This window comes from Candidatus Fukatsuia symbiotica, assembly GCF_003122425.1.
Lineage (GTDB): Bacteria > Pseudomonadota > Gammaproteobacteria > Enterobacterales > Enterobacteriaceae > Fukatsuia > Fukatsuia symbiotica.
This window is the reverse complement of the sequence record NZ_CP021659.1, coordinates 553,129-579,633: the sequence shown is the minus strand read 5'-3', so window position 1 is coordinate 579,633 and position 26,505 is coordinate 553,129. Positions and strand designations below refer to the sequence as shown.

At 43.8% G+C, this 26,505-nt stretch carries 28 protein-coding genes and 5 pseudogenes; 21 read left to right on the top strand and 12 right to left on the bottom strand.

What is annotated here, in order from left to right; genetic code table 11:
• Positions 1–310: 310 nt before the first annotated feature.
• Positions 311–3,130, top strand: a complete 2,820-nt coding sequence (locus CCS41_RS02735) for a hypothetical protein (protein WP_072550868.1) — start codon at positions 311–313, stop codon at positions 3,128–3,130.
• A gap of 120 nt (positions 3,131–3,250) precedes the next feature.
• A complete protein-coding gene (locus tag CCS41_RS02730; protein WP_072550867.1) occupies positions 3,251–4,144 on the top strand; it encodes a DMT family transporter in 894 nt (297 codons plus the stop codon).
• An 11-nt stretch (positions 4,145–4,155) separates the two neighbouring features.
• On the opposite strand, the gene CCS41_RS02725 is transcribed toward CCS41_RS02730, so the two are convergent.
• The 4 genes from CCS41_RS02725 to CCS41_RS17555 are packed head-to-tail and all read right to left on the bottom strand — an operon-like array spanning position 4,156 to position 9,321.
• Positions 4,156–5,043, bottom strand: a complete 888-nt coding sequence (locus tag CCS41_RS02725) for an SWIM zinc finger family protein (RefSeq protein WP_072550866.1) — start codon at positions 5,041–5,043, stop codon at positions 4,156–4,158.
• A gap of 37 nt (positions 5,044–5,080) precedes the next feature.
• On the bottom strand, positions 5,081–7,840 hold the full coding sequence (locus CCS41_RS02720; RefSeq protein ID WP_072550865.1) for a DEAD/DEAH box helicase: 2,760 nt from the start codon (positions 7,838–7,840) through the stop codon (positions 5,081–5,083).
• Between the two features lie 45 nt (positions 7,841–7,885).
• A complete protein-coding gene (locus tag CCS41_RS02715; protein ID WP_072550864.1) occupies positions 7,886–8,416 on the bottom strand; it encodes a hypothetical protein in 531 nt (176 codons plus the stop codon).
• Between the two features lie 2 nt (positions 8,417–8,418).
• On the bottom strand, positions 8,419–9,321 hold the full coding sequence (locus tag CCS41_RS17555) for a type I restriction-modification system subunit M N-terminal domain-containing protein (protein ID WP_083429643.1): 903 nt from the start codon (positions 9,319–9,321) through the stop codon (positions 8,419–8,421).
• A 520-nt stretch (positions 9,322–9,841) separates the two neighbouring features.
• Between CCS41_RS17555 and CCS41_RS02705 the strand changes: the two genes are divergently transcribed.
• From CCS41_RS02705 to CCS41_RS02680, 7 genes are all read left to right on the top strand, one after another.
• Positions 9,842–10,153 carry a DDE-type integrase/transposase/recombinase gene (locus CCS41_RS02705; RefSeq protein ID WP_119797173.1) on the top strand — a complete coding sequence of 104 codons (312 nt, stop codon included), beginning with the start codon at positions 9,842–9,844 and terminating at the stop codon, positions 10,151–10,153.
• A gap of 267 nt (positions 10,154–10,420) precedes the next feature.
• Complete coding sequence (locus tag CCS41_RS15545; RefSeq protein WP_162859968.1) at positions 10,421–10,570, top strand: hypothetical protein; 150 nt, start codon at positions 10,421–10,423, stop codon at positions 10,568–10,570.
• Between the two features lie 809 nt (positions 10,571–11,379).
• A complete protein-coding gene (locus CCS41_RS02700; RefSeq protein WP_072550862.1) occupies positions 11,380–11,604 on the top strand; it encodes a hypothetical protein in 225 nt (74 codons plus the stop codon).
• A gap of 637 nt (positions 11,605–12,241) precedes the next feature.
• Positions 12,242–12,610 carry an IS630 transposase-related protein gene (locus CCS41_RS02695; RefSeq protein WP_119797707.1) on the top strand — a complete coding sequence of 123 codons (369 nt, stop codon included), beginning with the start codon at positions 12,242–12,244 and terminating at the stop codon, positions 12,608–12,610.
• Positions 12,611–12,875: 265 nt separating this feature from the next.
• Complete coding sequence (locus CCS41_RS17550) at positions 12,876–13,001, top strand: transposase (RefSeq protein ID WP_119797172.1); 126 nt, start codon at positions 12,876–12,878, stop codon at positions 12,999–13,001.
• The gene (locus tag CCS41_RS02685) at positions 13,002–14,549 is read left to right on the top strand and encodes an IS4 family transposase (protein WP_119797171.1); all 1,548 of its coding nucleotides are present in this window, start codon (positions 13,002–13,004) and stop codon (positions 14,547–14,549) included. It abuts the gene before it with no gap.
• A gap of 118 nt (positions 14,550–14,667) precedes the next feature.
• The gene (locus tag CCS41_RS02680; protein ID WP_162859965.1) at positions 14,668–15,000 is read left to right on the top strand and encodes a transposase; all 333 of its coding nucleotides are present in this window, start codon (positions 14,668–14,670) and stop codon (positions 14,998–15,000) included.
• Positions 15,001–15,259: 259 nt separating this feature from the next.
• On the opposite strand, the gene CCS41_RS02665 is transcribed toward CCS41_RS02680, so the two are convergent.
• A complete protein-coding gene (locus tag CCS41_RS02665) occupies positions 15,260–15,790 on the bottom strand; it encodes a glycoside hydrolase family 3 N-terminal domain-containing protein (RefSeq protein WP_119797168.1) in 531 nt (176 codons plus the stop codon).
• A gap of 318 nt (positions 15,791–16,108) precedes the next feature.
• Here CCS41_RS02665 and CCS41_RS02660 point away from each other — a divergent pair, with 318 nt between their 5' ends.
• The 8 genes and pseudogenes from CCS41_RS02660 (at position 16,109) to CCS41_RS16345 (ending at position 21,100) form a co-directional block, all read left to right on the top strand.
• Entirely contained in the window at positions 16,109–16,861 is a 753-nt protein-coding gene (locus CCS41_RS02660; RefSeq protein ID WP_119797167.1) for a DUF6651 domain-containing protein, read from the top strand.
• A gap of 34 nt (positions 16,862–16,895) precedes the next feature.
• Positions 16,896–18,043: pseudogene (locus CCS41_RS02655) on the top strand (major capsid protein).
• Positions 18,044–18,272: 229 nt separating this feature from the next.
• Positions 18,273–19,223 (top strand): hypothetical protein, encoded by a 951-nt coding sequence (locus CCS41_RS02650; protein ID WP_072551134.1) that lies wholly within the window; start codon positions 18,273–18,275, stop codon positions 19,221–19,223.
• A 174-nt stretch (positions 19,224–19,397) separates the two neighbouring features.
• Entirely contained in the window at positions 19,398–19,568 is a 171-nt protein-coding gene (locus tag CCS41_RS15535) for a hypothetical protein (protein ID WP_162859964.1), read from the top strand.
• 1 nt (position 19,569) lies between these two features.
• Positions 19,570–20,049 (top strand): DnaT-like ssDNA-binding protein, encoded by a 480-nt coding sequence (locus CCS41_RS02645; protein WP_072551135.1) that lies wholly within the window; start codon positions 19,570–19,572, stop codon positions 20,047–20,049.
• 4 nt (positions 20,050–20,053) lie between these two features.
• On the top strand, positions 20,054–20,404 hold the full coding sequence (locus tag CCS41_RS02640) for a hypothetical protein (protein WP_072551136.1): 351 nt from the start codon (positions 20,054–20,056) through the stop codon (positions 20,402–20,404).
• Position 20,405: 1 nt separating this feature from the next.
• Positions 20,406–20,860: pseudogene (locus CCS41_RS02635) on the top strand (hypothetical protein).
• Between the two features lie 24 nt (positions 20,861–20,884).
• A complete protein-coding gene (locus tag CCS41_RS16345; RefSeq protein ID WP_240313826.1) occupies positions 20,885–21,100 on the top strand; it encodes a phage tail terminator-like protein in 216 nt (71 codons plus the stop codon).
• Between the two features lie 34 nt (positions 21,101–21,134).
• Here the strand turns inward: CCS41_RS16345 and CCS41_RS16340 are convergent, their stop codons facing one another.
• Positions 21,135–21,290: a hypothetical protein gene (locus CCS41_RS16340; protein WP_240313825.1), complete on the bottom strand. Its 156-nt coding sequence runs from the start codon at positions 21,288–21,290 to the stop codon at positions 21,135–21,137.
• Positions 21,291–21,519: 229 nt separating this feature from the next.
• Here CCS41_RS16340 and CCS41_RS02625 point away from each other — a divergent pair, with 229 nt between their 5' ends.
• Genes CCS41_RS02625 through CCS41_RS02610 form a run of 4 tightly spaced genes read left to right on the top strand, consistent with a single transcriptional unit; the run spans position 21,520 to position 23,100 of the window.
• Entirely contained in the window at positions 21,520–22,152 is a 633-nt protein-coding gene (locus tag CCS41_RS02625) for a phage tail protein (protein ID WP_240313824.1), read from the top strand.
• An 11-nt stretch (positions 22,153–22,163) separates the two neighbouring features.
• Positions 22,164–22,475 carry a phage tail assembly chaperone gene (locus tag CCS41_RS02620; protein ID WP_072551181.1) on the top strand — a complete coding sequence of 104 codons (312 nt, stop codon included), beginning with the start codon at positions 22,164–22,166 and terminating at the stop codon, positions 22,473–22,475.
• 29 nt (positions 22,476–22,504) lie between these two features.
• Positions 22,505–22,786: a DUF1799 domain-containing protein gene (locus tag CCS41_RS02615; RefSeq protein WP_240313823.1), complete on the top strand. Its 282-nt coding sequence runs from the start codon at positions 22,505–22,507 to the stop codon at positions 22,784–22,786.
• Positions 22,783–23,100 carry a hypothetical protein gene (locus tag CCS41_RS02610; RefSeq protein WP_072551180.1) on the top strand — a complete coding sequence of 106 codons (318 nt, stop codon included), beginning with the start codon at positions 22,783–22,785 and terminating at the stop codon, positions 23,098–23,100. The genes CCS41_RS02615 and CCS41_RS02610 overlap by 4 nt, the downstream gene beginning before the upstream one ends.
• 1 nt (position 23,101) lies before the next feature.
• Here CCS41_RS02610 and CCS41_RS17545 read toward each other — a convergent pair whose 3' ends face one another.
• The 6 genes and pseudogenes from CCS41_RS17545 to CCS41_RS02585 all read right to left on the bottom strand — a co-directional run.
• The gene (locus tag CCS41_RS17545) at positions 23,102–23,293 is read right to left on the bottom strand and encodes a transposase (RefSeq protein WP_240313882.1); all 192 of its coding nucleotides are present in this window, start codon (positions 23,291–23,293) and stop codon (positions 23,102–23,104) included.
• A gap of 189 nt (positions 23,294–23,482) precedes the next feature.
• Positions 23,483–23,647 (bottom strand): hypothetical protein, encoded by a 165-nt coding sequence (locus tag CCS41_RS16330; protein ID WP_240313822.1) that lies wholly within the window; start codon positions 23,645–23,647, stop codon positions 23,483–23,485.
• 6 nt (positions 23,648–23,653) lie between these two features.
• Positions 23,654–24,677, bottom strand: a pseudogene (locus CCS41_RS02600) (IS630 family transposase).
• 273 nt (positions 24,678–24,950) lie between these two features.
• Positions 24,951–25,172, bottom strand: a pseudogene (locus tag CCS41_RS17540) (IS1 family transposase); the annotation flags it as partial.
• Positions 25,173–25,370: 198 nt separating this feature from the next.
• Positions 25,371–25,526 (bottom strand): IS1-like element transposase, encoded by a 156-nt coding sequence (locus tag CCS41_RS17535; RefSeq protein WP_420866976.1) that lies wholly within the window; start codon positions 25,524–25,526, stop codon positions 25,371–25,373.
• A gap of 395 nt (positions 25,527–25,921) precedes the next feature.
• Positions 25,922–26,431 (bottom strand): annotated as a pseudogene (locus CCS41_RS02585) (site-specific integrase); the annotation flags it as partial.
• Positions 26,432–26,505 lie beyond the last annotated feature (74 nt).

Genomic DNA, 26,505 nt, shown 5'->3' with positions numbered 1-26,505 from the left:
TCGTGAAGCCATCCACAGCAGTATAATATTTATTATATTAATGTTTAATATAAGACTTTTTTATATTAAATTAATTTATTATTACTTATATTATTGTTATTTTAATTATTCATTCTGATAATATATTCATTTAATGAATATATATATTTTTTTTATTAGCTTATTTTTTAAAAGATATGGTTGATAATTGGTATCTATCCTGTTTTTCTTCTCGTAGTATTTATATGAAACATAATTTTATTCTCTTATTTTTTATTTCAATAAATAATATCTAAGATCCTATTATATAAATATAATTCAAGGAGAAGGTATGACTATACTAAAGATCCCTACAAGTCATCCTATTGAAAATCCTGAAAATAATACTAATACTGCCAGTGAAAATAAATTCTCAGCCATTTCAGCCGCTTTTGGTAATAATAAAGAAATAAAAGTTCCGGCTATCAGTGATATTCAACGTGTAGGCAATACTTGTACAAAAAAAGAAGTATTAGTTACTAAAAATAAAATAAAAAATAAAGGGAATATATTTTTTAAAATATGTGGTGTTAGTGTTAGGAGAAAAAAAGCAAAGAAAGAAAAATCATTATATTGTAATGGTAGCGGTAATGATGGCGATAAGAATGTTGGGGTGGTAGTCATTCCTTCAAATTCTCTTTTGGGTGGTGATAAAACACCATTTCCTGCTAAGTGGTATCCATCGGCTAAGCCTTCTGCCGCTAATCTGTCTACTAAAGGCATGAAAGAATCTGATGTTGCTGAGGACTCCAATCCATTTGCTGCGGATATGGAAGAATCTGATGTTGCTGAGGACTCCAATCTATTTGCTGCAGACATGAAAGAATCTGATGTTGTTGAGGATTCCAATCCATTTGCTGCAGATATGGAAGAATCTGATGTTGCTGAGGACTTCAATCCATTTGCTGCGGATATGGAAGAATCTGATGTTGCTGAGGACTCCAATCCATTTGCTGCAGACATGAAAGAATCTGATGTTGCTGAGGCCTTCCCTCAAATTGCATCTAATCTATTAACTGCGGCCCCTTCATATCGAAAGTCAGCGACCTTTGATACGGAGCAAACTATAGACAGCTGCGATAATTATGGCGCGGATCTTAATAAATTAAGTAAAGAATTTTTAGATTTCTTTCACCAATTGCCCAAAAAACAGCAAGAAAAATTTTCTGGCTCTGTTAACAATACTGAAGAGCTAGTAAATAAAATAAATTCTTATCTGGATAATAAAAATAAAAATAAAAAATCGTTCAAAAAATACTTATCAATCAACATATTAGAGCAATTGCAAAGTAAACAAATAAAAAAAACATTGAAAAAAAATTCGATATTAAAGGCGTTAAGCAATGTGATGAATACATCAAACTCTGAACTTGCACGTTACTATCAATTAACGTGCGGAAAGAAAGGGTGGCAACTCGTCGCAAAAACACAGGAACCAAAAATACAGGAACGAGAAAGCGAGACAAAATCGAGAATTAAAGATCTTCCACCATCAACAAGCACTTCGGTGAACAAGGTCGCTTTAACAGAGGTTATCTCGACAGAAACTGCCGTAATAAAGATCGCTCCAGTAACAAATGAACAACAACAGATTAATACACTGATTGACGAATATAACGAAAGAGTAGTCAGTAAATATAAAGGAGATAAAGATATTAAGCTTAATGATGGCATTACATCCCTCAATGAATTATGTCAAGAAATCAATAAGCACATTGATAAAATACGGAAAATAAAGAAGAGTACTCTTAGGGTACTAATTGAAGATTTTGTGCAAGAAATAACCAAAAAACCCATTAATCCTTTTGGCGTTATGTCTGATTTTCCGTACCACCTGTACCCACTTGAAGAAGCAAAACAGGTAAGTAAACATCAGCTATTATTCACTGAATTTTTGAAAGGATATATCAATAATAATAGTGACAGACATTTACCACTTTTCAAGAAAATCTTGAAAGAAGGGGAAATTCAAAAATATGCAGTGATTGAATTAGAAAATAAAACAAATGTTATTGTCAGAACTTTTCCTGAAAATAATAGAGACATATGCAATTTACTGAATATACTATCGCAACATCACACTGCACGTAGAACATGGGCCAGGGATTTAGCTGTATTTCTTGAAGAATCTGAATTAGCGGCTTTTATGAAGATCGAACCGTTACAAAATGAGAAGCATTTACAGATAGTACCCTTAGAGGACGATTTGAAATCAGTTAATAAACGCATTGAGGAATTAACCTCGTTAATGCGATTTATGGGTAATGCTATTCCTCATATTAATAGTGAGTTGGCTAACCTTAATCAAGCGAATCATGATGATGGACAGAATGCACAACTGACTTATTATCGTATGACCCAGATTTTTTCTGGTAAGGCGATGAGACAAAGCAATGGAGCAAAAAAATGGGCTTATGGTGTCTTGCGCACTGTGGTGGGAAAGAGTAATACAGATTTTGGTGATAAAACCCATGACATACATGCTACCGTGAATACACTTATCGATCGGGTTAAAGAAAAAACACTGAGAAAATCGAATTCAGCTTCAATTATTAATAGTGATCAATACAAAAAAATGAACGCAAGATTGAAACATATCGCGGTTATGGCGGGTAAGTGGAAGTCGTTAAAAGGCAGTATTGCTAACGATATCACGGAAAATATAGATACCGCTCTGCGACATGCAATAGCAGCCGATATTATTCAGCTAAAACATGAGTTGAAATCAATCAATCTTAATACCTTTCTTAACAAAGGTAAGTGGGTCTTAGCCGGAATTATCACAGGGACAATTTTATCACTGGCTACCCTATCATCTTTGGCAATCATTGTTGTACTTCCCTTAAGCGTTATCGGTGGTATTTTTGGTTTGGCTTACCTTATTACTAAATGTAAACCCAAAATAGAACCGAGTCAGATAAGCAAGATATTGTCTGACAGCGTGAAAAAGATCATAAACCAGGATTTCGGTAAATTGGAAAGCCACGACGTTTCCTGGTCGGATGCAATAAAATATTGGCGGAAAGGTATTTTACCGATTGCCGTTGTGCAGCAGACAAATCAGATAGCGGCTTTACCTGCCATTAATACGCCGTTAAACACCCATGATTAGCCTTCGATTTCGCATAACGATATGGTTTTACAGGAAGTCTATTGGAAAAAAATTTACTTTCTGTTATAGGTAATAGAAATTATAGTAAACATCATTTTTATTTATATAAGAATAAAAAATATGCGTATAGTGTATCCTTCGTTAGCAGTCATCATTTGGTCGGGTAACGCCATTGTCAGCAAAATATCGGCCAATGCTATCGATCCTGCAGCCATTTCTTTCTACCGTTGGTTCTTGGCGCTAGTTATCTTGACACCTTTTGTATTCCTAAGCGTCGTACGTAATTGGCACAGCATACGAAAATATTGGTGGAAATTAATGGTATTGGGTTTGCTGGGCATGGTGCTGTACCAAAGTCTGGCTTACTATGCCGCGCATAGTATTAGCGCTTTATTTATCGGTATATTCAGTTCAATTATTCCCTTGTTGACCCTATTGATCAGTATTGTGGTATTACGTGTGGCTCCTACTGTCGGTATTGTCTTGGGAGGTATATTGTCTTTCGGCGGATTAGTGTGGTTAGTCAGCGCTGGCGATCCAGCACAACTATTACGGCAGGGTGTCGGTAAAGGTGAGCTGATGATGTTCTGTGCTTCTTTTTCTTATGCTTTGTACGGTGTATTGATCAAGTATTGGGTAATAAAACTGCCCAATTGGCAGTTTCTTTATATGCAAATTGCTTTCGGTGTCCTATTATTGTTACCTCCTTTTTTGCTGGCTAGTGATATACGACTGAATGCACAAAATCTCCCACTGGTACTCTTTGCTGGTTTGCCAGCTTCGGTAATCGCACCCTATTTATGGATCTTGGGTGTGATACGTTTAGGTGCTAATACAGCATCTATATTGATGAACTTAACACCTGTGTTCACTGCAATTATTGCCGTCAGCTTTTTACACGAACAGCTCTATGCTTATCATTTGATTGGTGGTGGCATTACTTTAATTGGAGTTATTTTAGCTCAACATTTATCCATTCCACTGTCTAAACAACGAGTCACTAATAGTCACTAACAACAAATTCACTAACAGTTATGGTCTAGGTTCGAGTGGTTTTTTTTCTTCGCTGATTTGGCTTTGTCCTTACCCTTAGTTACCGATTGTGATCTGATCACCTGAGGGGTGTCAAAGGGTGGTTCAATGTTTGTTTTGTGCTGTGTCTTGAGTGTGGGCATTGATGGATGACTATCAAGCGGTACTGTATTCAGCTCGATACCAAAGAGTGTAGACAAGTCGGAAGTATCCAATTGTTGATCAAGCACCGTCGGCGTATTTGCAACTGGCATACGGCCGGCTTGTAAGATCAATTCCTGCGGCTCGACATCGCGTAGCAGAAAGAGCAACTCTGGTTGACGATCAAAACGGACGCCAACACCATAGAGCGTCGCAGCAATATGTTTACATAGAAAAGCTGAATCAGGGCAGCTACAGTGAAAGGAAATTTGTTCTGGAGAAGGAAATAAACCACTTTTGGGACGAGTAACCACTTCCATTACTGCACTGGAAAGACGTCCTTGCAACAATTCAACCAAAGAGGCAACTTTGCCAGCACATTCATCAATGATTATTTGCCAAAGTTTGGGATCCAGTGAACTCACTTCAATACTCACGCGGTACGTAGTGGCGCCGACCACCAAAGCGGTGATCTTGCCTGCGGCGATTTTTAGATCAATCACAGAACCGTGGCGCACATAGGAACGGCCACGCGGTAACCGGTTAGCATAATCGCTGTAAGCCTCAAGGTGTTGACACCATTTTTTGCCCCAGAAAGTATCGACAATACAGCGTCCCCCAACTTCTACCGGATGGCAAATCTTCCCTTTCTTTTTAAGTTCTTTGATTTTGCACATCGCACTGGCGTGTAGTTCCGCAACTGGCACATAACGCGGCCAACCACCGTTAAAATAATTCATATTTGTTTTCCCTCACTCGCTGACTAATAAAATTAATTTATTTCTCTTCTGCTACTGTGCTGTTGATATCAAGCGAAACCAGTTTGAGTAATGCTTCATTACTCATTTCTGTCAAGAGCGTTTCACCTCCTCCGGCAAGCAGATCATTGGACAGCCCGATTTTATTCTCTATCATCGTATCGATTCTTTCTTCAATGGTGCCACGACAGATAAATTTATGTACTAGTACATTTTTTTTCTGTCCGATACGATAAGCACGGTCGGTCGCCTGATTCTCTACGGCAGGATTCCACCAGCGGTCAAAATGGATGACGTGCGACGCTGCTGTTAAATTAAGACCAGTGCCGCCTGCCTTTATTGAGAGTACAAAAAACGGTGGGCCGGTTTCCTGTTGAAATTTATCGACCAGTGCTTTGCGGGTTTTGACTGCTATTCCACCGTGTAGTTGCAATCCGGCACAACCAAATATATCTTGCAAGAATGCAGCCAAAGGTGCAGTCATTTCTTTAAATTGGGTGAATACCAGCACCTTTTCTTGACGTGCCGCAATATCTTGCGCTAACTCCCGCAAACGGACGAATTTACCGCTATTATTCTCTAAGTAAGCCTCATCGCCCAACCATTGAGACGGATGATTGCAGATTTGTTTAAAACGCATTAAAAACGCCAGTACCAAGCCGCGCCGCGCGATCCCTTCTACTTTATCGATTTGTTGCACAAGTGTAGCTATCGCTTGCCCATATAAACTTGCTTGCAATCGACTAAGCACACAATAAGTTTTGACTTCCGTTTTGTCTGGTAAATCAGCAATGATACGTTTATCGCTTTTCATACGGCGTAGGATGTAGGGTTTTACCAGATTACGTAGAGGTGCATAGCCTTGTTGCTTATCTTGTGCCAGCCGCCGAATAAACAGGCTGAAAGCCTTGCTAGAACCTAATAGGCCTGGACAAATGAAATCGAATAGTGACCATAGATCGCCCAGACGATTTTCCACCGGGGTACCGGTTAACACAAAGCGTACACGGCTTTTTAGTGCTTTAGCGGCTTTTGTCTGGTATGCCGTCGGGTTTTTAATCGCCTGTGCTTCATCAAGCACCACCAAGGACCAAGATGTTTGCAGTAACCATGGAAGACGGATCAAGCTGCCGTAACTGGTGATGACGACATCGACGTTCTCCAAACACTCGGCAGGAAGTGCATTCAGCGCTTCACTAGGTATTGCAGAGGGATGTGCAATCAATATCGAGAGGCCAGGCGCAAAACGGGTGATTTCTGATTGCCAGTTGCCTATCAACGAAGTGGGCAGTACCAGCAGATGCGGTTTAACATCACCCTCGCGTTTGGCCAGCAAAAGTAACGCTAAAATTTGCACCGTTTTCCCTAGCCCCATGTCATCTGCCAAACAACCCCCTAAGCCAAGGCGATTCAACAACCACAACCAGCGTACTCCTTCTTTTTGATAGGGACGCAATTGCACCTGGAGTTCATCTCCCAAATGCAGATCGTCAGCGATGTTATGTGGATCACGCAATCCTTCCAATGCTTGTTGTAATCCGTTGCCTGCCACTACGTTAGACCAATCGGCAGCATCAGGTAATAGAGCTACTTCGCTCTTGCCTTCTACCGCCGCACCTGCCAACAGTCGCATACCATCAATAAAGGATATGTTGCCGTTGGCAGCATCGCGTTGTACTTTTTTCCAATGCTCCAACACGCTTTCAAGTTTTTTGCGATCCAGTTCGATCCAACGACCTTTAAGCTGAACTAAACCATCACTCATGGTCAACAGTTGTTTCCATTCGGCGAGTGAAATTTCTTCACCGTCGAGGGAAAGCGATACATCAAAGTCAAGCATCGCATTCAAGCCTAAACCGGCGACACTGTTACCTATGTTCACTTTCACTTGCGGTCGTGGTGGTTGGCGCACTTGCCACCAATCAGGGATACGCACCACTATGCCGCAGGATTCAAATATCGGAATGTGGCGTAAAAATTGATGGGCTTTTGCTGGAGTCCAGGCGATCGGGTGAAAGAGGGTGCCGGAATCTAGTAGAGATTTTATCCATGGACTTTGCTCCGCTGCTTTATTCACTGGCTGTAACAGCCTGAGCAACATGTCATGGTTTCCAGCACCGGCATATTCTTGTAGTGCTTGCCGCAGGGGTTGATACTGCACACGTGACTGTTGTGACACGCCGGCAGCATAGGTGGCAAGAAATGCGAACGGCGCTTGTTCATGATTTTTATTTTCGGCGAGATGGAAACAGACACGACCTATTAGATTCCAACTTGGATGTTTACACTGAAGCCAGGCTTGCACATCGCCTTGTGTTGCCGCAATTTCTGTACGGGCAGCTGTTTGCAGATCAAGCCAAATCATGGTCAGCCGTGGAATATCCAGATATTCTGCGCCAACCATCGGTGGAGCCGTCACCACCCGCTGTTGTAATTCTACGACAGGTAAGGCGATTTCAACATGATCCCATTGACTCGCCAGATTTGGCACCGCACACAAACCTCTCATGAAAAGATGTGCCAACTGATAGCCAAACACCAGCGAAGGTGGTAGCAATTCACTCGCCCGTTTTACTGTCAGCAAATGCAGTAGACCGTCGCCACTGCCACGTTCGAATGCTTTAGTGATGCCAGTGACTTCTAGTGGAGAGAGAGAAGAGTGGCCAGCAATATGCCCCAGATGGATATGTCCCGTCGGTGATATTTGCAGGTCAAGAACTACAGCTTCTACCTCATCCGGTGGTGAGAATACGTTGTTGAAATCAGGTTTATTTGTCATAAAGTTGTACGAAAATATTTCATTTTAGCTATTTGCAAACTGAGATTAGAGCACCCATACCGGCTCCCTTGTGCTATTTTCTAGCCGTTTTTGCAGTAGGCTAGCGGATGCTGCAAAATTTTCCAGTGAGGGATCACCAAAATCAATGAGCTGTGTAACGTAAGAATAAGTTCGGTAAAAATGCCCAAGCCCTGTTTTGAATGCTAATAGCGTTTTGAGCTGATCAGCATAGGTGCACTTTTGACGATTTGCCGCTTTCATTGCAGAGAGATCGATATGACCACAACCGGAAATGGAGAAACCGCGTTTGAGTACCTGGAGAGTGCCATGCTGTTCAAGTGCTTTAACCAGACGATCCATCAGTACCTCACTGGCATGTTCAGCACTGTCTTTACAGAGCCTTGCCCACTTTGTAGATTGAGTTTCTTCTTGCCAAGCAATCAGATCATCCGGATACAAGGCACACGAGGTGTCGTCGTGAAACGTATTGCCAACCTTCCAGCCCTGACCCTGAGCCTCTAGTTTGGCAATGACATAAGCCGCAAAACGCTTTTCCTGGTGTGCGGTATCGATCATATTTACTCCCTGAGATCAATTTGGCCAGTGACGGAGGCGGTGATTGGAGCAGAGCTGCGCTCTTTGAGAAGATTAATGCTGTGTTGAGACTTTTCTGTTAGTTGAACGATGTGGGTGGCTTCGCGGTTGAGTGTATTTGTTATCGCCCGTTGTTCAAAAAATTCAGGCACAGCAATGAGGTGAGAAGAAAGGTCTTCACCTGTCATGCTTGGCAAAACCGTGTTTGTTGAATAGTGTCCAAAAGGAATGGTCTGCGTACTGTAATAGACGAATTTTGGAAAAGCATTGTCAGTGATCTTTGTGTAGAATAGAGTATCGACAGTCCGGGATGGTCCGTTGATGTATAGAGGTTTGTCGATAGTTCCCTTCCCTTCGAGTAAGACAGATTCCCCATTAAAAATACACGCAGATGCTTTTGCAGACTCGCCACCAAAACTCATTACAGGGTAGGCTCCGTCGACGTCTTCAATATCCTTTTCAGCCAGTTTGCGTGGTGTAACATACTTACAGAAGCAACGGTTAAAATTAATTTCGAACCTGACTCCTCCCACTTGTTTATCTTTATCATCACAGTAAGTTTCGTCACAGTAGGCATCGGGTAGATAGAGTAATACTTCACGGGTAAAGTAATCACGAATATTCTCCATAAGTGGAACGTTTTCATAATCTGTCAGATTGAGATTGGCAAGGATCAAATCCAGATCAAATCCGCCATCCTTGAAATCTTCATAGGCTTCAAAAACCGCCTTGCGAGTAGGTTCTAAAACACACTCTAAGCACCGTAAGAAAGTAAAGGGCAAGATGATTTTTCCAAAATCTATGTATTTGAAATCTTGCCAAAGATCTTCGGCGTTTTTCCAGATGAAACTTGCCAAGGATGCTGCTAAGCCCGCCAAGTTTGTCATTATTATCCTCCAAGCATTTTTTGCATAGAGCAACTTACCATTCCTGTATGACAAATCAACCCAGTTTTGAGTAAAACGGTGAGCGGTTATAAAACGAAAGAATTTGGCAAAAATCTTACAGATACATTTACACAATCAATATAAATAGCCGCTTATATATTAAAAATGTCCAATTACGAGAGATATTTCGTGTTTCATTAAGTTATTTTAATATTTAAAAATTTTAAGCCAGTAATTTCTATGGTAAACAATCACGGATAACACTGCCATTTTTTATTACCAACACGCGACTAGAATTAACCGAATAACTCAGCCTCATCGGACGTTGTAATACTAAATTACGGTTAGTTTAAATATTTTATTTGTATAGCAGAACGACTCTCTTCTGATTACACCATCAAAGATGAATCGTGCCATATATTCATATCGAATGGTATTCATTATGTAATCAAAACTACACCGCACCGCTATAGCCAGAGAGACCCGGTATGGACGATGGATATCACCTCTGTTTGGACTTATGAAGGCGGGGGATGTATTTGGCGGGGTGATGGATTTATACTCGCGCCAAATAATCGGTTGGGCCTTGGCAGATCCCATGAAGACAGCACTTTGTGTACAAGCTCTCCAGATGGCTTACTGGCGCAGAAAATCCCCAAAAGGGTTGCTCCGTCACTCAGATAGAGGCAGTCAATATATCAGTCATCAGTATTGTGCCCATTTGCAAGTGATGGGTGTGCAAGCCAGTATGAATGGTAAAGGGCAATGTTGGGATAACGTACCAACAGAACGTTTTTTTCGGAGCTTGAAATATGAATTACTTGAATTATGAAATACTTAAAACCCGCAATGATGCTCAGTTGAGGGGCTGGATTATTTGGCCTATTACAATTGATGCTCGGATAACCGACTTCGCCTTGACCGTTGTCGAAATTCACTTTGATGGTGTACATGGTTGACTCCTGTGTAGATGTGATCGACATGTCATGTCGTATGTCGATAAAAGTGAATAAAGCAAACATGAAAAGGGATATTTAATTGACAATGGTGATGTATGATCTATATTTAATACGTAAATTTAATTGCTAGGGGATAATCCATGAAGCTGTTACGTTTGGTTCTTATTGCAAGTTTAGCGCTCACTTCACTCGGCCTCAGTGCTAAAGTTGTGGTGAACGATAATAAAATAGACAATCAATTGTATGACAGTTCAGATCGAAAAAGATGCGGCTATCTCCGTTGTGAGTAATGTATCGTCTAATGTAAATGGACATCATGTTACTTGATTCGTCAGCTACTTGACGAGTGACCAATGTTAAAATGGTGGGCTAGACTGGCTATCATCAGGCAGAGGTGTAGCCGCTCTTGTTCATACATATTTACCATCGGTCGAATATTACCATTCTCATCAATAAAATCAGTGGGCACAAAATTGTGCTGCTTGAATGCGGGTCCGCAGGTTTATTTAAAATGGGGGCCAGAAATTCTTTTACATAGCCCTATGATTTTATTTCAAGGTGTTTTTTCACATTTTAGTGACATCTCACCATGCCATCAATGTAATCCACCTTCTCAACATTAAAGAGGTCAGTTGTCTTCATAATGCAGACGACTGACCTCTCTCTAATTTACGGATTGTACATCTGGAAGTGACGAAGACGCCCAAGGATCGGATTTCAAATGCTATAGCAGGGAGCGATATAACACGATGTGTAGCTTGTGAAATAAAGAGTAATAACTGACAATAAAAATTAAAAAGGAAAATAATTATTATTTTGACTAGACTCAACGGGTGACAAAAAGTGAGTACGTATCAAGTAACATCGATTTGAAATATAGGGTAACTAAATGAAAAAGATAAATATTTTTTTTAAGATATTACTCATTTTATTATTGCCAACACCTATTTGGACTTCTGCTACTGGTAGTCTTATTAGATAAATGGGGACCCCTTCCTCTTTGGTTTCCTAAATAGTAATTCAAAATACACTACAAGCCATTTATATTATCACTAGGCAGTAAGCATACATCACATTAAATAAAATTTTGGAGTACAAGATGAAAAGGATAAAAACGTTTTTGAAAGTATTGCTTGTTTTACTGCTGCCGATGCCCATTTTTGCTGCTGATGTTTGCAAAATATTGGTAGGGGTCCCAACGTTTAGGGGTCTCATTAAAGTGTGTACTAAACAGAAACCTACCGTACAAGAAACCAAACCTCCAGAGCAAAAAAAAGATGAAATCAACAAATGGAGACCTGCTCCTCTTTGGTTTCCCAAATAAGTAATCAGGAGAAAGAGGGGGCTAAAAAGTGCTTTAGGTTAACCTCTGTCTCTTAGTCACAAATAGGACTCAAGAGACAGACTAATTCTACAGAGGAACCTCGGCCGTGGCTACGCTGAAGGAATGCATTAATTTCATGTTATTCCCACTTTGCTAATGTTTCGGTGAGGTTAAAGTGACTCACTTTGGTTACTGTGCCACCTTTTCGATTATCTACTGCACCAAACAAATCTGTGTAATGTAGTACTGCAAACTATTGATTTTACGAGTGACTATTGTGATACCGTTTCGGAGACGGAAATAATCGTTGATATAGCTGCACAATTTAATTTTGATTGCTTAACGGATACATTGAGGAATAAATCTACGGAGTAGCTCATATTTTGTATGCTAATCAAAATTAAATTGCTATATATATGAACGACATAATAATAATCACATCATATATTCTAAAAATAAGGTATCGATGTCACAATTGAGGTCTCTTCTCTTACTTTTAGCCTGTACCCATTTATGTTCAATGGGATTGAGGTCTCACTTTTACCCACAAAGTTGAATGAAAAATGATTCAGGTGAAATTGGATTATTGGTAGAGTCAATATAGCGTAGGCTTTATAAATTGATGTATAATTTCGAGATGACTTATCCATTAAAATTTCGCCAACATGTATTGGCTATTAAAGAGCAAGAAAAGCTTACATATGCCCAAACGGCCACACGTTTTTGTATTGGAACCGCAAGTTTAATGCGCTGGGCTAAACGAATAGAACCTTGTCTGACACGTGATAAACCCGCCAGTAAAATAGCTCGAGCGGCGTTGATTCTTGATGTGGAAACCTACCCTGACGCGTCTCAATACGAGCGAGCCCAACGTATGGGAGTGAGCGCTAGAGGTATCTGCCATGCGTTAAAACGGGCAGGGTTTAGCTATAAAAAAAACATTTTATCATCCAAAAGCCAACGTCCAATCCCGAGAAGATTTTCAGGTCAAGATCCAGGCCTATGAAGCCAGCGAGCCCCCCATTATTTACGTGGATGAAAGCGGTTTTGCTCATGAGATACCCCGCCTCTACGGCTATTGAGCTAAAGGTAAGCGGTGTTACGGTCAACATGATTGGCACGCTAAAGCGCGTACCAATGTCATCGGCGCTCAGCTTAACGGAAAATTAACCACCGTTTGTGCCTTTGAATATAATATCAATAGCGATATTTGTTATGCGTGGGTAACCCAAGACTGACTGCCAAAAATCCCTCAAGGTGCTGTTATCGTGATGGATAATGTGAGCTTTCACAAACGCCAGGATATCCAGTCTGCTAGACAAAAATCTGGTTTTATTCTGGAATATCTCCCGACGTATTCTCCTGACCTGAACCCTCACTTTTACCCACAACGTTGAATGAAAAATGATTCAGGTGAAATTGGATTATTGGTAGAGTCAATAGTTAAATCAGGAAACAGGCACATGAAAACAGTAACGGGTAATGGGAATGAGTGGATCCGTGAAGAATTTCATCAAATTGATTTCGGAGATAAACGCCTTAAAGAGCGTTTTTTTGAAACAGCGGGCTTATTATCATCAAAAGCGTCAGGTTCAATTTACCCAAGCTGTCATGGCTCCTGGTCACAGGCCAAAGGAGCTTATCGATTTTTTAGCAATGAGAGAGTGAGCGAGAGCGCGCTATTCCGTACACATTGTGTGCAAACACAAAAACGTCTGGAGGGGCATTCACTGGTTTTTTCTCTTCAGGACACATCAGAGTTGAACTTTGACTCACATAAAAAGACAGAGGGGTTGGGAAGTATATCTAAAGCCTATCACAAACATAAAATGGGGTTGATGCTTCATGCAAGTTTGATGGTAACTCAGGAGGGCTTGCCGCTTGGGTTATCCTCGCTTAAATGCTGGTCACGTGTTTCCCGAGAGGAAACGCCTCAGGAAAAACAGCGGCGGCTTTATCAATCGACAATGAAAGAGAAAGAAAGTATTAAGTGGATAGAGACCCTCTACGAGACAGCGGCGCTGATACCCAAAGATACCTGCTTAATCACGCTGGGAGACAGAGAAGCGGATATTTTCGAACTTTTTCGGGTTGCAAGCTCACTAAAAACATTTTTTATTATCCGCAACCGGAAAGACAGAAAATTTATCGATGAAAAGGGGAAAAAAACAACGGTGCAAACCGCCTTGTCAAAGACGCCGATTTTAAAAACCATAGCGCTCACTCTGCCCAAAAATCAGCAAAGGGTAGCAAGAACGGCTTATGTGGATATTCGCTCCACTTCAGGCTGGTTCCCCATTAGAAATAATCTAGTTTATGGGCCTACCAATAAAGACGCTTCACGGCATATCCATGAAAAGGTTCACGTATCTGCCATCAGTGTTAAAGAACAGCCTCCTCCAGAAGGAGTAGCGCCTGTCGAATGGGTATTATTGACCAATTTGACGGCCACTGACGCCTTTGAAGCAGAAGAGAAAGTGAATTGGTATAGACTGAGATGGAATTGCCGCTTGGGTTATCCTCGCTTAAATGCTGGTCACGTGTTTCCCGAGAGGAACCCCCCTCAGGAAAAACAGCGGCGGCTTTATCAATCGACAATGAAAGAAAAAGAAAGTATTAAGTGGATAGAGACCCTCTACGAGACAGCGGCGCTGATACCCAAAGATACCCGCTTAATCACGCTGGGAGACAGAGAAGCGGATATTTTCGAACTTTTTCGGGTTGCAAGCTCACTAAAAACATTTTTTATTATCCGCAACCGGAAAGACAGAAAATTTATCGATGAAAAGGGGAAAAAAACAACGGTGCAAACCGCCTTGTCAAAGACGCCGATTTTAAAAACCATAGCACTCACCCTGCCCAAAAATCAGCAAAGGGTAGCAAGAACGGCTTATGTGGATATTCGCTCCATTTCAGGCTGTGGCTCCCCATTAGAAATAATCTAGTTTATGGGCCACCAATAAAGACGCTTCACGGCATATCCATGAAAAGGTTCACGTATCTGCCATCAGTGTTAAAGAACAGCCTCCTCCAGAAGGAGTAGCGCCTGTCGAATGGGTATTATTGACCAATTTGACGGCCACTGACGCCTTTGAAGCAGAAGAGAAAGTGAATTGGTATAGACTGAGATGGAAGATAGAAGAGTTCTTCAACACACTGAAATCAGGATGTTGTGTTGAACAATGTCGTTTAAATACGGCAACCAAACTAACGAAAATGATCACCCTCAAAAGCATTATCGCCTTCAAACTGATGTATATGACCAAAATGGCAGCGTTGTGTCCTGAGGCTACCTGCACCGATGTGTTGTCAAAGATAGAATGGCAAACGTTGTATTGTAGAATACAGACAACAAGCCGCCTTCCCGAGCATCCCCCACAGTGCTTCAGGCAATAACATGGCTGGGTCAATTGGGAGGATTTCTTAACCGACGTGCCGAGGGTTTACCGGGAATAATGTCGCTTTGGCGAGGGTATGAGATCCTGCAAGAAAATGTGAGATTGTTCATTATTCTTAATAACAAAAATTGTGGGTAAAAGTGAGACCTCAACCCAATTGAGCACAAATGGGCTCAGGCTAAAGCCCTTCGTAGGAAACGACAATGCGATATCGACACTCTCTTTTCTGACCCTTTGTTTTGAATCAATTTATACGGCTACAGCCATACCAACGTTTTAGCCATACTTTGAGTTTGTTGCTGTTTTTGCTGAATAGGCAGTTTAGCAAACTGTTGAGCAGAATAAGTTTCTGGAAAACCATAACGGCTGTTTAGCCGATTGACCTCTCCACCTTCGTAATCAACCGCAATGATTAAGGGATACGAGGATACTGCTGTATTGGCTCTATATCGGTCAGCTTCTGCTGCCAAACTTTGCAATTCTGCTGTTAATTTTTTTAATTGAGCGGGACTTTCAATATTTCGTCGATAGGTTTTCTTTTTGAGATCATAATCAAATAAAATGACACCGCCAAGCTGTCTATGTTGAATCGCACGAGCAATCGGACTATTGGTTTCTACCTTAAAACCGTCAAAACCCACAATCAGCATTTGCCCTATTTTTTCTTTCAACAGAGTTTCATCCAGTAACTCTCCCTGTTGCTTCGATGGGGATGAACAACCAGAGAGAGCAAACAGGAGAAACGTCCAGAATACTGCAATGCGATAACCATTAAAGAATAGGATCATACTACGTCTCCCAGGGGGCCGAATTATTTTTATCTCGTAACAATTTTTTGAACATACTTATGTGATTGAAGCAAGCTGCCAGTTCTAATTTTAAATACCCAATTTTTGCTAATTTTTTTGTTCGGTTCCCCTCTCATATTTTATATAATCTTATTCCTTAATCATTAACTTTTAAAAGCTAATGATCAAGATACAAGTCACTCAACTTCACACAGGCCACCCCAGGGTGGCTTTTTTTATGAACAGCTGTGAGCGGAGGCGCCACAGCGCCCGGGTCGGATGACCGGTTAACCCAGCCTATGGGCGGAGACAATAGCAATGAAATTACACCTCGATACAGAAGGAAAAGCGGTACTGGAAAACGGCATGCTGGTGTATTTGCATGAGGACGGCAAAGCGATCCCCTTTGATGCGGTGGCGGCCTTGAACAAAATTAACGCCCTCAATGGCGAGGCTAAAAACCACCGTGAGGCCAAGGAAGCACTCGAAGCCAAACTCAAGGCGTTTGCCGGCATTGACGACCCGGCGAAAGCCCGTGAAGCACTGCAAACGCTCACCCACATCGATCAAAAGAAATTAATCGAGGCCGGTGCGGTCGACCAGGTGAAAGCACAAATCACTCAAGCTTTTCAAACTCAGCTTGACGAGGCCAGCAGCAAAAATAAAACCCTGGAAGCCCAGTTGTATCAAGAGATGATTGGCGGACGTTTCAGCAGTTCGGCGTTTATCCAGGATAACCTGGCTATTCCAGCGGATTTGGTGCAAGCCCGGTTCGGTCAGGCGTTCAACATCGACGCGGGCAAGGTGGTTGCCACGGATGCGGCAGGCAACAAGGTGTTCTCACGCCGTCAGCCCGGGGAAATCGCGGAGTTTGAGGAAGCCTTAGAATACCTCATCGAACAGTATCCGCACAAAGACCACATTCTGAAAGCCTCCGGCCACCGTGGCGGCGGTTCACAACCCACACCCCAGCAGAACGGACAAAAAACACTCAAACGCAGCGCCTTTGATGCCTTGGACATCGGCAGTAAACAAGCCGCACTCAAAGACGGTATCTCGATCGTCGATTAATTACACACCTTACCCTTAACCCTGGAGCAACAGCATGGCAGGTAATACCTTAACGGGGTTGATCCCCACGATTTATACCGCATTAGACAGCGTTTCCCGTGAGCAAGTCGGTTTTATTCCCGCCGTTGCCCGTAATAGCAAAGCGGAAGCCGCTGCCCTCGATCAAAATATCACCGCACCGGTGGCCCCCATCGCTAAAACGGTGGACATCGTGCCAGGCCCCACGGCGGCAGGCAGTGCGGAACAAACACTCAGTACGGTGGAAGTTAAAATCAGCAAATCCAAAATGGCGCCCGTGCAATGGAACGGGGAAGAACAACTGGCTGTCGGGTCGGCAGGCACCTATAACTTGCTGCTGGCTGACCAGTTCAAACAAGCCTTTCGTGCCCTGGCGAACGAAGTCGATCGCGATTTAGGGGCACTGTACACCGGCTCAGCGCGGGCTGTCGGAAAGGCAGGGAGCACTCCCTTTGGCGTCAAAGAAGACCTGGCCGATTTTGCCGATGCGCGTCGCGTGCTGGAAGATAACGGGGCCCCGACCACCGATTTACAAATGGTCTTGGGGTCAGCGGCTATTTCCAACATTCGTGGCAAACAATCCGTCTTGTTTAAAGTCAACGAAGCGGGCAGCGAAGCCCTGTTACGTGAAGGCACCATCGGGCGTATTGAAGGCTTTAATTTGCACAATTCCGCGGGCATCAAACGGGTCACAGCAGGGACGGGTAGCGGGTTTCTGGTCAACAAAGCGGGCGGTTATCACGTCGGCAATCAGCTCATTGCCGTAGACAGTGGAAGCGGCACGATAAACCGAGGGGATATTGTCACCTTTACCGGCGATACGCATCAATACGTGGTGGCAGCAGCCAGCGCCTCGACTATCACCTTGTCTGCACCGGGCTTGTTGCAAGACCTGGCGGACAACACCGCTGTCACGCTGGTTGGTCACTACACCGCTAACATGGCATTCGATCGCAATGCGTTTCTGCTGGCGTCGCGGACACCGGCGATGCCTCAAGGCGGGGATATCGCCGATGATGTGATGAATGTCACCGATCCGGTCTCCGGCATGACTTTCCAAGTGGCGCTTTACCGTCAGTATCATCAGATACGCTATGAAGTCGGGCTAGCCTGTGGGGTGTCGCGGCAGTGAAACCGGAGCACAGTGCGCTGATTTTAGGCTGATGATGTTAACCTGATATAACAGGCACCCTGTAACGTAAATATTTTTTTAATAAACACTATTTAATATCAATATGTGATTATAAATTCTTATAATCAATTTATACGGTGCCTACTATTATTTTTCTTTTTATACTGTTTTTCATTAAACGAAAGTTGTTTTATCTGCCTTTATCTGCTTTTTTATCCGTTATTCTATAAAAACAATTCTTCTTTATATTGGAGCGACGATATGACTTTGACGGTGAAGGCAACTCATTTAATAGGGAGTATAGTTGCTGTTGATGGTAAACCTACTATTATTAGCGATAATCTTATTGATGTAGGCAACAACACGGGTAAACCCGAAAAAGAGGGTAGTAAGAGGGCTCTTGTATCTTTCTCTAGGGTAGTGACTTCGCAAACATTTCAAGTTGAAGAGGGTTTCGATGATCCTACTGATGGAGTTAATATAGTAGAGATACCAGCAGTAACTGTTAAGTTCACTTCATTAGAAAACCCAGTTGAGCATAATTATCCAATACTTGAGTGTTATAATGGTTTGAAAGAGAGCAGCATGGACCAGAAATCTCTGGAAAATTTTTTATTACAATTAACAAAAGAGATTAATTCCAAGGGCAAAGCCCCCTCTGGTTTACTAGGGCTACGGCGAGCAGTTGCCTGGATTTGTAGTTGTTTTAGATTTCATGGAGTATTTCAAACTAACTGCACATCTACTGCCACAGCGCTGGTAGAGACTTTACAAACAGGAATACTACATCGTGCAATCCCTGATTTGGAAGGAGCAGATATCGCACAGTTCCCCTGTGTTGGGACAAGGGATCCTGATAATGTTCCTATTAAACGTTTTTTAAAGCATTTTAGAAATAAAATAACGACCCCTCCTGGAGTTAATGACTGTGGCATTATTACCCTCCAACGCCCGGAATGGTATAAACGGTATGGTTTGGTGGGAGCACATGCGATTGCTTTTGCTAGAATCGATTCACATCTTTATTTGATGGATCCACAAAAGAAAAAACTGTGGTCATTGGATCTACGAAAAGGTATTTCCATCTCCGCATCCCGTGAAGCAGAAAAATTTCTAGGTTCCCTTAACGGGAAAGACGACAGTATCCAAGTTTATCATCTTGATTTACCAATAAAAAAAACTATAACCCACTCAGCTAAAGAGGCTAGCTAATTTCATTTCTACGTAATACATGGCAGGAGCATTGCGTAACAAGCGCCATGTAACGTGATCGTTTGTGTTAATAAATGCTAATGAGTATCAATATATTATTATTAAATTTCATAATCAATTTATCCGATAGCCCGCTATAAGAAAGGGACTCTAAGGTTATGTTAGGAAAAAAGAATGACGAAAAACAAAAAAGACAATACAGCAGTAACGCCGCTTTCAGCACTTATCCCGATGATGCATTCTTCCCCGCTTCACCCTGATGATCCGATAACCGCCAATGTACATCCCGATGAAGTCACCCGTTGGCAGGATGAGGGTTGGCAGCTTGGCGAACAGGAAAAATAACATGCTCATCACGGATATCAATTCACCCGAAAGGGAAAGTTATGCCCGTGTCGCCGATTTGCGACGGCTAGCCAACAAACGGGGTGAGCCGCTCCCCGAGGAGGACGCCGCCTGTGAAACCTTGTTGATAAAAGCCATGGATTACCTGGCGGGACTGAACTGGCAAGGCGAGCGGACCACCGCTTCTCAGCCCCTGGCCTGGCCGCGCTCAGGGGTTATCTTCGATGGCTATTTATTACCCAAAGAGTGCATTCCATCACAAGTCCTTCAGGCGCAATGCCGTCTGGCGTTGGTGGCACAGGCTATCGATTTGACGCCGTCGTTTTCAGGTGGCAGGGAAGTTATTCAAGAAAGTGTTTCAGGGGCAGTGAGTGTGACCTATGCGTCGGGTTCTGCTTCGTCACCTCATTTTAGCTGGTTGCCTGGCTTACTGCGCGGCCTGCTCATCAGCAGCCGCCAAATCCAGCTCGTCAGGGGGTGATGACATGGCGATCAATTATGCAGGCTTACGCCATACTGCCGACCGTTTATTGCGTGACAATGGCGCCCCTTATACCCTACAGCGAGGCGGGGGTGTTCAGGTCATCAAAGGCGTTGAAGTCGCTGTTCCGCGGGAGAATCACAGGTTGACGGGCGTCATTACTCGTTATACCACCGGTGAAATTGATGGCACGCTGATTCAGCAAGGCGATATCAAGATGTTTGCCACGGCTGAAACGGAAATTCGTCAGGGCGACCACCTTCTTATCGAGGGCAAAGCCCATCGGGTGATACAGGTCACGCCCGTGAAACCCGCTACGCTGCTGCTGTGTTATCAGTTGCAACTGAGGGCCTAATATGGCGGATAACAAACGCTTTATGGCCTCCATGACTGCCTTTATTGACCAGAGTAAACAGGCGCATCAGGCACTCCCCAGGTGCTGGGCATGAAAATATTGGCAAGATTGGTGACGATGTCACCAGTGGGTAACACGGACACCTGGCGAGGAAAAGCGCCACCCGGCTATACCGGTGGTCGATTTCGCGGCAATTGGCAGGTGACCTTTGATACGCCAGCAGAAGCGGAAACCGGACGCATTGACCCCCGTGGCAATCTGACGCTAACGGAGGGAATGCAGCAATTAACGCAGTTTACGCCGGGTACACAGGCCATCTATTTCAGCAACACCGTGCCCTATGCCTATCGGCTGGAGTTCGGTCACTCGAAACAGGCGCCCAACGGTATGGTTCGTGTCACCGCGGAAGCATTTCAGACGCTGTTTAACCAGGCGGTTAAGGAGGTGAAAAAATGAGCACGGGGCATGTCATAGCGCTACTTGAGCACCTGGGCAGCAAAAAAAGGGGTTTCCGTTGCCAGTCAAAACGTGCAGTTTAGCGACACCGGCAGCCTGTATCTGCAATCACATCTCTTGCCTGCGAGCACAGAATGCCTGGATTTGGCACAAGTTTCACGGGTTTATCACGGGGTCTATCAAATGACCCTCTGTGCCCCGATGGGCAGCGGCCAGGCTTCAGGTACAGGCTATCGCTGATGACCTCATCAGTCTGTTTGATTTGGGCACCCTTTTAACCGATGGCATTATCCGTTGTGCTATCACCAGCGTCCCCACGGTGTTTACGGGTATCATTCACTGTCACACCTACAGTCTGCCCCTCAGTCTGCGCTATCGGGCGCATGTGATCTGATCGGCTACCCCCTAGATGAATAGTGACGTGTTTCACATTCGTCAGAGGGTATTGCTACGTATTACCCTCAAGAAGACCACCGAATAACATTCAAGCAGATCAGCCAACACAATTGAAAGCACTCATTTTTTCGACAAAATGGTATTGGCCGATCTTCTGCATGGTAATACGTCCTTTATCCTAATCGACTTCTCTTTAAACATCCTCTTATTCTCTCAACACTCGGAGACAGCTTATGGGCTTTGCCTTACCAAATGGTGCTCAGGTGTACCTGGCATCGGACTACGAAACCGCGCTACCGTTTACGGCTATCACGAATGCTGCCCATGCGGTGCTCACGGTGGTCGGCAACGACAAAATTAAAAAGGATGACCTTGTTCACCTGTCTTCCGGTTGGACGGGACTCAATGAACGGGTTGCCCGTGTCTCTGCGGCCACAGCGACCAGTATCACCCTGGAAAATATCGACACCCGCCAGAGTGCTCAATTTGTTGCCGGTGGCGGCGCGGGCAGTCTGCGCAAAATAAAAATCTGGACAGAAATCCCGCAAATCAAAGAGGTTGCCAGTTCTGGCGGCGATCAACAAACGGTCAGCCTGCAATTTTTATCCGATACCGTGCAACGCAATATCAACACCGTGAAAGCCCCGCGCACCCTGACCTATACCTTGGGACATGATCCTGCTTTGGCGATTTATCCGCTATTACGGGAGACCGATCAGCGTCAGGACGTGGTCGCCTTCTCGATGTTCGTGCCACAGGCCAAAGAAAAGCGCTACTGGTCGGCGACGGTGGCTTTTAACGAGGTGCCTCATACCGAAGTTAACGCCGTTGAAACGGTCTCATTGGTACTGAATATGCAGAGTCCCGCCATGACATTTTACAAAGAACCCGCTTAAGGAGACACCGTATGTCGATCGAATTTACGTTGCAACCTCAGCCCAGATTTAAAGCCGATGTGGCGATTCCACGCGCGGGCCTGGAGGCAGGTATCGTGACCTTTACCTTCAAACATGTGCCGCTCAACGAGATGGCGGAGCGGGAAAAACGCAAAAACCAAACGGGATTGGATTTTGTTGAGCACATTACCGCCGCCTGGGCGCTGCCCGATGAGTTAAATCGTGACAATCTGACCAAGCTGGCGAATAACTATCCACAAGCCATTGAAGCCATCATTCACACCTTTTACCGTGAGCTCCTGGGACAGCGCGAAAAAAACTGAGGGCGGTTGCGACGGCGCTCTACACCCCGGTGCCTTGTGCGGAAGAATTAGCCAGTGCAGGTTTGCGCCCTGAGGATTTTGCCCCGCAGCCTCTTGAGATTTGGCCGGATATCTGGCCGTCTTTCCTCGTCATGCGGGCGATGTCGACCCAATGGCGCACGGGGATGGCGGGTCCGACTGGCCTGGATTATGGCTGCCTGCCACAAGTGATGACCCTGCTAGGTGTAGAACCCCACGCAACCGTTTTTGACGATATTCGCACCCTGGAAAGTATCGCCTTGTCCCTGATCCACTCACGGAGTGCCACATGACAGAGATTGCAACGATTTCGCTACGTGTCGACACCTCAAACCTGGAAAAAGGGGACAGGGCCCTCGAACACTTTGGCGACACGGCCGCGCGTACTGCCGCGCAAGCCGACAATATCAATACGTCGTTTACACCGGCTACCCGTACGCTCAATGCGTTCGGGCATCAAACAAGCCAGGCCACGCACAGCTTGCAACAACAGCGTGATGAATTGCATCGCTTATTGGGGAAAATTCATCCGGTCACCGCGGCCTTTGGCAAACTCGATGAGATGGAAGCCCAGCTCAGGCGGTATGGCTGTAGCCGTATAAATTGATTCAAAACAAAGGGTCAGAAAAGAGAGTGTCGATATCGCATTGTCGTTTCCTACGAAGGGCTTTAGCCTGAGCCCATTTGTGCTCAATTGGGTTGAGGTCAGGAGAATACGTCGGGAGATATTCCAGAATAAAACCGGATTTTTGTCTAGCAGACTGTATATCCTGGCGTTTGTGAAAGCTCACATTATCCATCACGATGACAGCCCCTTGAGGGATTTTTGGCAGTCAGTCTTGGGTTACCCACGCATAACAAATATCGCTATTGATATTATATTCAAAGGCACAAACGGTGGTTAATTTTCCGTTAAGCTGAGCGCCGATGACATTGGTACGCGCTTTAGCGTGCCAATCATGTTGACCGTAACACCGCTTACCTTTAGCTCAATAGCCGTAGAGGCGGGGCATCTCATGAGCAAAACCGCTTTTATCCACGTAAATAATGGGGGTCTCGCTGGCTTCATAGGCCTGGATCTTGACCTGAAAATCTTCTCGGGATTGGACGTTGGCTTTTGGATGATAAAATGTTTTTTTTATAGCTATACCCAAGTGAAATCAAGATGCAGGATTTAGCGCCTGGAAATTATCGTTTAAGCGAGATACCAGAGAACTTGCCATTTGTGGTAGCTTCACTTCAAAGAAGTTTAAGATATCGTTCTTAAAACTCTGTTTAGATGGGTAATATCTATTGTTTCGTGTTTGCTCATTCATCACCTTCCACAATCGCTCTATCGGGTTTAGATTCGGGCTATACGGCGGAAGGTAATGAAGCTGGATATTTCAACGTAAGCGCGGCGTCTTGCACAAGCTGTGAACGGTGATAGCCTGCACCCTCGAGGATCACATGTGCCGTTGTCGTGATGGGATAATGCGCGCGAATGGCAGACAGGAAGTGAACCACATTTTCGCTGTTAATCGTCTCATCATCACGGATTATGGGGTTAGCCACATTCTGGATGTTCAAGGCTCCCATGATATTCAACCGCGTTCTGCTCCCGGTGGTCTCTATCGTTTTATCCTGGCCTTTTCGTATCCAGCCGTAGCTTATTTTGGTGGCTTGTGTCGGATGAACGGCATCAATAAACAGTATGGGGTCATTACCCGCGGCGTCTTTCAATTCGCTGTAGGTCTTTATAAATTGCTGCTGTTTCTCAACGGCAAATTTATGCGGAACACCTTTCGGCTTTTTATAGCTAAAGCCATGCTGCTTCAACCCTTTATACAGACCTGATACGGTAAAGGTGATGTTCCAGCGTCCAGCGATATACGCCACAATTTGGTGATTGTGGTGGTAGAGCTGCTGGGTGAGATGTTCAACCAGCGACGTGGTCTGTTCCGCATTGAGATAGCCATCGGAGCCGCCATTTTCAGGCTTGAGCTTGTTGAGTTTATGATAGTCTGTAAGGTGGCGCCGCACCGTGGTTTCATTAATGAGCTGTGAGTGAGCAATCATAGGGGGAGTCCAGCCGTCTGCGGACAACAAAACACACCGGATCCTGTCACAGACACGGCGGTCATGGCTTTGACGATGTTGGGCTTCGAGGGTAATTTTCTGGTCAGCAGTCAGCTCTATTTTCATGGCTATGAGCATGATCCTTATCGACTTCAAAATCAAGCATCTTCATTGATCACGGGTATATAATATGGAAATGATTTATCCCTGCACAATAATCAAGATAACTTATTCATTAAAATTTCGCCAACATGTGTTGACCGTTAAAGAGAAAGAAGCTCTAATGTATGCTCAAACGGCAATACGCTTTAATATAGGCAGTGCGAGTCTGTTGTAGTGGGCTAAACGAATCGTCCCCTGCTTAACACGCGGTCATGTATTTAATAGGTTGTTAAGGTATCAAAAGTAGTATTCCCTTTCAATGAATGTGCCAATCACCTTATCGTGAATTTTTTCGGATTTTGAGTAACCTATGGTTTTACGATTCAATCGTTTAAGTCGCGTTCTCAGTGTTAAATTTTCTCTTTCTATCCTTTGCGTATAAAGCTTACCGGTGATGTGATTGGCAGAAGGTAAGATAGAATAAGCCGTAAAATTATCTGTACAGAAGAAGGCCCCTGAAAAGGGGCTAACAGGTCAAGGAGTCTCTGTAGCGTTGAGGTATCTCGTCGTCCGAAAACATGGGCGATGGTCCGCTTAAATCTCGGCTCTCAGGCGTACCACAGTCAGCGCTGATTCTCTTTTTGTTCGCGACAAAAGACCCTTGTTCATCCACTTCACAGATAAGCTCAATTGCAGCTTTATTAATGGGTAACGTGGTTACATTGCGGTGGGTGAGTTTTTTAAAATGCGTATCACCACATTAATACTGATGGATAGCACTCTTGCGGTGTCTCGAATACCTGAACTCTTCATTGCCATATCAACAACTTGCTCTTTAACTCCCGCTTTACAGGTGTTATACGAATAATCCAGTTGAAAGGTGCGTTTACAGGACAGGCAACGAACTTCTATTTTCGCTATCGTCCATTACCCTGCTAAAACTATGGATTATGACAGAGAATAAGCCTATCGAATACATGACCTTTTTCTGAATATTGAGGAAATCCAAATTAAAAATGATATGGTCTCGTGAAAATGCCTAACTGTAGAAAATGACTGTGTCGTATTTGTGTCGTCACTGAACAGCGTTGAATGTCGATCAAGGACATTAGAATGCACTTAATGACACAAACCCCGCCACTAACGTAGATTATATCAATAATGACAATAAGTTAAATTATCATCTACGGCCTTCTAAGCCGTAGGTCACAGGTTCGAATCCTGTAGGGCGCACCAAGTAAATCAATGAGTTACATGCAATTTTATCATTAATTTTTAACCGCCTGTTTTAAAAGTGTCAGATTGGTGACATGAAGGCTCATCACGTCATCAATTTTTCTAGCATGCTCGGTCAGATGGCTTGACGAAAGATGAGCATAGCGGCGAACCATCTCAATACTTTCCCAGCCTCCCATTTCTTGCAATGCTGATAATGGCACGCCAGATTGAACCAACCAACTTGCCCAAGTGTGTCGCAAATCATGAAAACGAAAATCCGTAATACCTGCCGGCTTTAAGCCCGTTTTCCAGGCTGTGTTATCATCAACTCGTATTTTTCTCACTTCGGCCGTCTTTGTACCATCAGCACGATACCCTGGGGTATTGTGAACAAAGACGTAACGAGAGTGACGACCTATCTGCTCCCTCAATACTTTGCAGGAGGTATCATTCAGAGCCACACCAATTGCCTTGCCCGCTTTGGCGTTTTCTAGATGGATCCAGGCCACCTTTCTTTGCATATCAATCTGCGACCACTCTAAATCGATAATAGACCTCTTCGGAAACTATAGCAGGCGCCATGTAACATGATCACTTTTGTTAATAAATATTAATTAATATCAATATGTTATTT